This window comes from Bacteroides sp., assembly GCF_052357945.1.
Lineage (GTDB): Bacteria > Bacteroidota > Bacteroidia > Bacteroidales > Bacteroidaceae > Bacteroides.
The window spans coordinates 1-6815 of sequence record NZ_DAWCXD010000202.1 but is presented as its reverse complement, the minus strand read 5'-3'; the positions used below and the strand labels follow the sequence as shown (position 1 = coordinate 6815).

Here is a 6815-nt window from a genome sequence, read left to right as displayed (position 1 = left end):
TAATGATTAAAGTAATATGAAAACCGAGTTATATGCTTTAATGATTCTAATCGGACTATTTGTATTGAAATAAAGGGTATACAGGTTTTGCGAATTGGGTGTTTTATGAAAGTGGCAAGTCAATCTTTCTCTCTCCCTTATTATTATTATTTGAAAAGAAATATACAATCTTGGCAACCTGATATTATCCATTTCCATCATCCTAATCCTTTTGTTGCATTTTTGTTGCTTAGATTAATTCCTGCAAGTACGAAGTTAATCATTCATTGGCATTTGGATATTACGAAACAGAAATATGTTTATCCATTGATAAGGAGGAATGAACGTAAGTTGTTAGAGCGTGCAGATAGTATTGTTGTAACAAGTCCCCAATATAAGGATGCTTCATTACCTTTGAAGCCATTTTTACAAAAGGTAAAAGTGATAGCTAATGGCATAAATATTCATCGTCTTGAGTTGCAGGATGATGATGAGGTGAGAATAAAGAATATTCGCAAAAAATATAATAATAAAAAGCTGATTTTTTTTATAGGACGCCATGTGGAGTATAAGGGACTAAAGTATTTGATTGAAGCAGAGAAATATATTGCTACAGATTGTTATATTGTTATAGCTGGACAAGGTCCTTTAACAGAGGAATTAAAAGCTAAAGCAAATTTGGAACGTGTAATTTTTGTAGGGCGTTTAAACAATGATGATTTACGATGTTATCTTCATGTAGCAGATGTGTTTGCTTTTCCTTCTATTACAAAAAATGAGGCTTTTGGACTTGCACTTGCTGAAGCAATGTATTGTGGGTGTCCTGCTGTAACTTTTCATATTGAGGGGTCAGGTGTTAATTGGGTTTCATTGAATGGTGTAACGGGAATTGAGGTCGCTAATTCGGATAGTAAGAAGTATGCGTCGGCCATAGATAAACTATTGGAAGATGATTCATTAAGAAAGCAGTATGCGAATGCTGCAAGGAAAAGGGTGATAGAACACTTTACGATAGAGAAGGAACAGGAAGCTGCTAATGAAATTTATAAACAATTATAATTCGTATCTTTCATAATTGATGTACATGAAAAATATGGTATAAAATAAAATGTTGAGATGTAATAAACACGTGAGTGTTTCGTATGTGAGATGAAAAAAATGTAGGTCCCTAGCTTCATGCTGTAAAGGCATGATTCTCCTACATTGTGGATTGGAAATCGTACGACGGTACATTTCTGATCTACGCCCTGACATCGGAGGTTAAAGCCGATGTGAATTTCCCACTATATCAACTGTCTGTGAAGATCGTTGATATTTCTTTTTATTTCCATTATACCGGATAATAGCCTCTTCTTTCTTTGTTTATATGTTCTAATTTTTGTAACTTTATAGCATATAAAACAGTAATAAAGAAACAATGGAACATTCAGACTTTGTAGTGAAATGTTATAATAAACAAGAGTTGGCCCAGATGTATTTTCCTGATTTGACGATTCGTGCTTCAGTCAATAAACTCCGGAGGTGGATGAGGAGATGCAAGCCGCTGATGAATGAGATACTATCTACTGACTTTCATCCGAAGACAAAGGCATTTTCTGTGAGAGAAGTGCGGCTTATTACCTATTATTTGGGAAAGCCGGGAGAACTATAAATGATATAAACATAAAAAAGAACTACGGGAGACTGCACTTTCGCGAGCTCCCGTAGTTCTTTTTATATATTCATATACTCTTTTCGACTGTCAAAACAGGGACAAGCCTTATGAATCGAAGCACTAAGTTGATAATGTCCCAGGATTTGCGCATCCGGATATTGATGTTTGAGAATCGTCAACAAGTCAAGTAGCGCGAAGCGCTGCGCCTGTGTTCTCGTATCCGTCGGACGACCTTCTTCATCCAACCCACCTTCATAGCAAATTCCAATACTATGCCGGTTGAAACCTCGCACATGCGCACCGGGCTCCGATACCGGGCGACAATGGTGAAGTTCTCCATTACGGGTGATGTAAAAATGATACCCTATATCCTTGAAACCTCGTTGCAGGTGACATTGTCGAAGCTGCTCTACGGTGAAGGATTCATTGCAGCGCGTCGCGCTGCAATGAATCACCAACAACTTAATCTCACGTGGGAGATAGTTTTCTTCTGAATTTTCCATATCGGTCAGCAAGAGATTAATGTCCCACGCAGGACGTTACACCGATAGCCGAAATGATCGAAGTCGCGATAGTTACGATAAACTGGAGAATGTTTTTCCAAAGTTGCTTTTTCATATAAATTTGAATTAAAGAATAAATACTACTGATACATTATGAACTCAAGAACCAGTCAACAACCGGTTGATTATGCTGCCGGGTCCGGAGCTTCCCCGCTGCCGGAACCTCCCTGATTATCATCACCGCCATCATCAGGAAGCGGATCTTTATCCGAATCAGTGGAAGAATCACTCTTATACAATGTATAATCCAACGTCTTACACAACTTGCGGAGATCACTACCCGGATAGAAGAGCACTTTGCCCTTATCAATGCACGATGCCTTGAATTCCTTTGCCGTATCGGTAGGAGTACCGGTCTTGATACTCATACGGAAATTACCCAGGTCACCCATCTGGACGATATTTCCTTCATCCAGTACGTTGACGATTTCGAGCAAAAACTCACCGATACAACCTTCCAGTTCCCCTTTGGAGTAAGAAGAACGTTCGGTAATTCGTTTGCAGACTTCCTTGACCGTTACTTTGCGACCGCTACGTGCCACTGCATAGTACTTCGGAGTTTCATCAGGTTTCAACAGGTTCTTGCGAGCCATGAGAGTGTAATTCTGTGCCATAAACTTTTAATTTTTAATTTCTAATTTTTAAATGTTTAATTCTCTTGTAATCGATTACATGACAAAAGTAATACATTGGAAAAGTGACATGACGCATAGTGACGTACACGGGCGCATAGATAAAAAGAAAAAACATTGGGAGATTTGTATCGAAACTTCCCAATGTTTGATTTCAATTATTGAGATGTTTTTTTCAAATCTCCCGATGTTTTTCCGATTCTCCAAAAGGACAAAAGGACAAAAAGACACCTATGACTGTTATTTATTCATCTTAGTATAAGAACCATGAGATACCTTGCTGATTTTTATTCCGTTAAGTGATTTTAGAAGACGTGTAACCTTACGAAGGTTGAAATCGTATTTTGCGCCAATCTGAATTGCTTCATCTGTAGTGAAGCTGTCAGGCAACTCATTGACGAAATTACGAATAATGTCCGGATTCTTCAGAGGACGGACTGCAGGAGCCGGCATGGATGAGTGTAACAGACGGCTGTGCTCGTAACAACATAGAACGATTTGGAGAGATCGTTCGAAATCGGCATCTATACAATAAATTTCGGAGGAGAGATCGGTTGCCTCAAATTGCCGGATGCGGGTCTGAATCATGCTGATACGCATCACCAGAAAAGCATAGCGCTTCACTACGGCTTGGAGGTCATCATTGCCCTCCATCGCTACCTCGGACAGCATACGTGAGAAAATCTCATTCAGACGGTTCCATTGCGGACGGGTGAAATGAAATAAAACAGGATGCGCCAGGCAGAAATTATATAGTTCGTAGACACGATGGGCAATCGGCTTGAAAGAGTCTTCCAATGAAATACAATCATCACCCATCTCTTTCCAGTGGGGAGCTTCACGGAAAGTGTAAGCCAGAATACGGCTGGGAAGTCCGTTCCCGTAACTGTTTAACAAACAGTCTATCTGTCCGGGAGTGCCCGTTAGAAGCAAAGCTAATTTGGGATAACGGATATAGATTGGGATGATACCGTTGGCTTTATAGGAAGAATCAATGTTTTCGTGCTCAAAAGCTTTGCGGAGCATATCATCGAAGTTACCACAATCCAGGTGATTGGCCGTGGAGAGCGTTTGGGCTTCCGTATCGAAAATGATACTTCCCTGCGAACCGTTGTCCTGCATCTGAATTTGCATACGGGTGTAACTGGTAGTGGCGGGAATGAATAACATTTTAAAAGGAGGTCTTTGAGGCTCTTCGGAACACGTTTCTCCTTTTTTCCTTTTCCGCTGACATTCTGCTTGCCAGGTATTGTGCGCTGTATGGTAGTTTTTTAACATGGATTCACTGGTAGACAGTATTTCAGTCTGTATTTCTTCCAATAGATAGCGTCCGGTTTGGGCAATGCTTTTACCGCTGCCGGCAGAAGAAAATATGACACTGAACAAATGGGGGGAATATTTTTTGTGGTTATAAATTCCGAAAGTTTGTGGAAGTGCCGCACTTAGTGCGGTAAGATCGGAAAGGAGGGAGATGTCTTGTTCGCGGTCGCTTGCGTCTTCAATGATACAGTCATTCAGTAGATCGGGAAGATTATTGTACAAATCGCGCGGGAATAAAGGTGTTCCTTTCCTGAATTCTTCTCCCAGCCAATAGGCTTCTTCGGTGCTATCGGAGTTTTCTAAAGTACCATAGGGGATTTTTGTCCTTATGTCCTTTTGAAAGGAAGAAGAGGTGGCTGTAGAGGAAGCAGGTGCGTGCTCGTTAACTTGCTTGTATCCAGATGATAAAACACTTGTCAATTCTTCGGGACGAAAATCTGTATGCTCGAAAAATGCAGTAAGCTCACGTAATATGCTTTCTTGCGGATAGTGTCGGCGGGAGGCTTCGCAGGCAAGTTTAAAGACGTTGGAATGACGTTGTCCGGCTGTCAGGGGATGGAGGAAAATATAGGACGAAATAAATTGGGCGATTTCTGCTTCAGACACGTTTTCCGGGGTACTATCCTGGAGAGGAAAGGGAGGAAGCACTTTATTTTCAGAGGAAGCGTTTGTTTCCTCTTTTAGATGTGGTTCCAACACAAATGCCTGATAAAGACCGGCAACATATCCATTGGGCGAATAACTGAAATAACACAGACGACTTTCGTCCTTGCAGGCCGGATCACTCTCCAATCCCAGCAATTGATTGTAGTAACGGCTCACTAATTGCTGCCCTTCACGATGGCGGTTTTCGATACCTTCCACATAGGCGAAAACTTTCACTCCGTCGGTAGGACTTTCTATGACCGCTACCGTGTGAGGATCTGCCGCACAACGTTGGATGACTTGAAGACGATCTTTTACATGATCGTAATCGAGCCCGACAATATGGCTGGGGAGGAGGAAGTTTTTGATGGCATGTGCTCCGTCAAAAGTACCTGCCGGAGTGAAACAGGGGAGCTGGCTCTTCAACTTCTGTGCCGCGGCATGGTCTCCTTCTGCATAGTATCGGCGGATAGCGTTTACGATAGAGGCATAGACCGGGTGAATACACATAATGATGACTTCAAGGAAAGACATGACTTTGGGCTTTTTTGAATACACGTTCTCGTAAACCGAGACTTTGATTTCTTCTAAGGCTTTCATATAAAATTGTTTTTTGTAAGATTGAGTTACCTGACTATCAGATAACGGGAACAAAGGTCGGGATATTAAAAATAGGGTTGCTTCCCTATGTGGATAGTACTTGATAAAGCAAATAAAAACTGAAATATTATAAATTATTAATCATAGAATGACATGGCAAAAGAAAAACAGGAACCATACGAGTTTTTGAGCAATTTGGTATTGGCTTTAATGGCAACGGATCGTATTTTTAGTAATAGCTTTTTTACGAGCGAACTTGATATCTCTCCTAAAACACTGGGGGAGATAAGACGGGGAGAGGATATGTGTATTTATCAGTATGTGCGCGTGATCCGGTGTATGACGGAGTATCTTCATTTAATCATCCGGATGGATATGTTGCTGAAGGAGTTAAGAACCGTATTAGCTTCCAATTGTGATTTGGTGGTTGCTACGGTTCCGCACCGTTTTCATGGGATTTGCCAACCGAAAGAGTGGGTGGTAGTGATGCAATGGGATGGGGTGAAATTGTGATTTCTACAGAAAATAGGGCATTTTTTCAATCTTTTTGCCCGAATCCTTTCTTTATTTAATTTTTTTTATATCTTTGCTTTCATATTGAGAAACACGGATAAAAACTCACTTATTTATTCATATAAACTTAATAAATTATGTTCAAAGCTCCTTTCTCATTTGACGGGCGTATTCGTAGAATCGAATACTTCTTATCAGGCATTATTGGTGGTATAGTTTCTAGTATTGCATGGGCACTAGGCGTAGGTACATTTGTTTTGGGTGCTGCCAGCGGATCGGCCGGGGGATCAGTATTTGGTTTATTGATCGGTCTTGCTGCTATGATTGCATCTGTTTGGTTCTCTCTGGCACAGGGGGTGAAACGTCTGCACGACTTAAATAAATCCGGTTGGCTGATTTTGTTGTGCTGTGTACCTATTGTTGGTTGGATTTTTGCATTGTACATGCTGTTTGCAGATGGCACGGTAGGTCCTAATCCTTATGGTGCAGATCCGAAAAACCGTATGCCATATCAGGCACAACCTGCTTCTGTAAACGTGACTGTAAACGTTTCAAGAGAAGATGTAAAAGTTGACAAGCCGGTAGAAGCTGCTCCTGCACCTGCGGAAGCCCCTGTAGAAGAAGATAAAGAAAAAGCTGAATAATCTTATTAAAGAAGAAATAAGAAAGCCTCTTGCAAAATTCGTTTTGCAGGAGGTTTTTTGTTACTAATCTGTTTGTTATTCAATATTTTATCTAAATTTGTAAGTGTAACATAATAAATAATGATTTGTAAGATGAAAGAGTATATTCCCAATCCGGTGGATACAGGACACATCCAACTCCCGAAGGAATTGGAATACCTGGTAGAAGAAATGGCTAAGAATGTTCATGAGGTCTGGTCGAAAACCAGAATAGAACAAGGTTGGA

9 protein-coding genes are annotated in these 6815 nt (G+C 40.7%); 5 read left to right on the top strand and 4 right to left on the bottom strand.

Annotated features, from left to right (window positions below; genetic code table 11):
• Positions 1 to 30: 30 nt before the first annotated feature.
• Both ACT8YW_RS21175 and ACT8YW_RS21170 read left to right on the top strand, forming a co-directional pair.
• A complete protein-coding gene (locus ACT8YW_RS21175; protein WP_444107063.1) occupies positions 31 to 1038 on the top strand; it encodes a glycosyltransferase in 1008 nt (335 codons plus the stop codon).
• A 358-nt stretch (positions 1039 to 1396) separates the two neighbouring features.
• A complete protein-coding gene (locus tag ACT8YW_RS21170) occupies positions 1397 to 1630 on the top strand; it encodes a DUF4248 domain-containing protein (protein ID WP_004296628.1) in 234 nt (77 codons plus the stop codon).
• A gap of 62 nt (positions 1631 to 1692) precedes the next feature.
• On the opposite strand, the gene ACT8YW_RS21165 is transcribed toward ACT8YW_RS21170, so the two are convergent.
• From ACT8YW_RS21165 to ACT8YW_RS21150, 4 genes are all read right to left on the bottom strand, one after another.
• Positions 1693 to 2136, bottom strand: coding sequence for an N-acetylmuramoyl-L-alanine amidase (locus ACT8YW_RS21165; protein ID WP_149953226.1), 444 nt, complete (start codon positions 2134 to 2136; stop codon positions 1693 to 1695).
• 16 nt (positions 2137 to 2152) lie between these two features.
• Positions 2153 to 2251 (bottom strand): smalltalk protein, encoded by a 99-nt coding sequence (locus ACT8YW_RS21160; RefSeq protein WP_004303901.1) that lies wholly within the window; start codon positions 2249 to 2251, stop codon positions 2153 to 2155.
• 70 nt (positions 2252 to 2321) lie between these two features.
• Positions 2322 to 2810, bottom strand: coding sequence for an HU family DNA-binding protein (locus tag ACT8YW_RS21155; RefSeq protein WP_444107061.1), 489 nt, complete (start codon positions 2808 to 2810; stop codon positions 2322 to 2324).
• Between the two features lie 258 nt (positions 2811 to 3068).
• Entirely contained in the window at positions 3069 to 5393 is a 2325-nt protein-coding gene (locus ACT8YW_RS21150; protein ID WP_444107060.1) for a DUF3987 domain-containing protein, read from the bottom strand.
• A 153-nt stretch (positions 5394 to 5546) separates the two neighbouring features.
• On the opposite strand from ACT8YW_RS21150, the gene ACT8YW_RS21145 reads away from it, so the two are divergent.
• The 3 genes from ACT8YW_RS21145 to ACT8YW_RS21135 all read left to right on the top strand — a co-directional run.
• A complete protein-coding gene (locus tag ACT8YW_RS21145) occupies positions 5547 to 5906 on the top strand; it encodes a hypothetical protein (RefSeq protein WP_055236191.1) in 360 nt (119 codons plus the stop codon).
• A gap of 137 nt (positions 5907 to 6043) precedes the next feature.
• Entirely contained in the window at positions 6044 to 6550 is a 507-nt protein-coding gene (locus tag ACT8YW_RS21140) for a DUF805 domain-containing protein (RefSeq protein ID WP_009041088.1), read from the top strand.
• A gap of 132 nt (positions 6551 to 6682) precedes the next feature.
• The coding region (locus ACT8YW_RS21135; RefSeq protein WP_444107062.1) for a RyR domain-containing protein at positions 6683 to 6815 on the top strand (133 nt) is incomplete at its 3' end.

Coding starts and splice junctions, on each gene's coding strand:
- ACT8YW_RS21170 (WP_004296628.1), top strand. CDS start 1,397: ATGGAACATTCAGACTTTGTAGTGAAATGTTATAATAAACAAGAGTTG.
- ACT8YW_RS21165 (WP_149953226.1), bottom strand. CDS start 2,136: ATGGAAAATTCAGAAGAAAACTATCTCCCACGTGAGATTAAGTTGTTG.
- ACT8YW_RS21160 (WP_004303901.1), bottom strand. CDS start 2,251: ATGAAAAAGCAACTTTGGAAAAACATTCTCCAGTTTATCGTAACTATC.
- ACT8YW_RS21155 (WP_444107061.1), bottom strand. CDS start 2,810: ATGGCACAGAATTACACTCTCATGGCTCGCAAGAACCTGTTGAAACCT.
- ACT8YW_RS21150 (WP_444107060.1), bottom strand. CDS start 5,393: ATGAAAGCCTTAGAAGAAATCAAAGTCTCGGTTTACGAGAACGTGTAT.
- ACT8YW_RS21145 (WP_055236191.1), top strand. CDS start 5,547: ATGGCAAAAGAAAAACAGGAACCATACGAGTTTTTGAGCAATTTGGTA.
- ACT8YW_RS21140 (WP_009041088.1), top strand. CDS start 6,044: ATGTTCAAAGCTCCTTTCTCATTTGACGGGCGTATTCGTAGAATCGAA.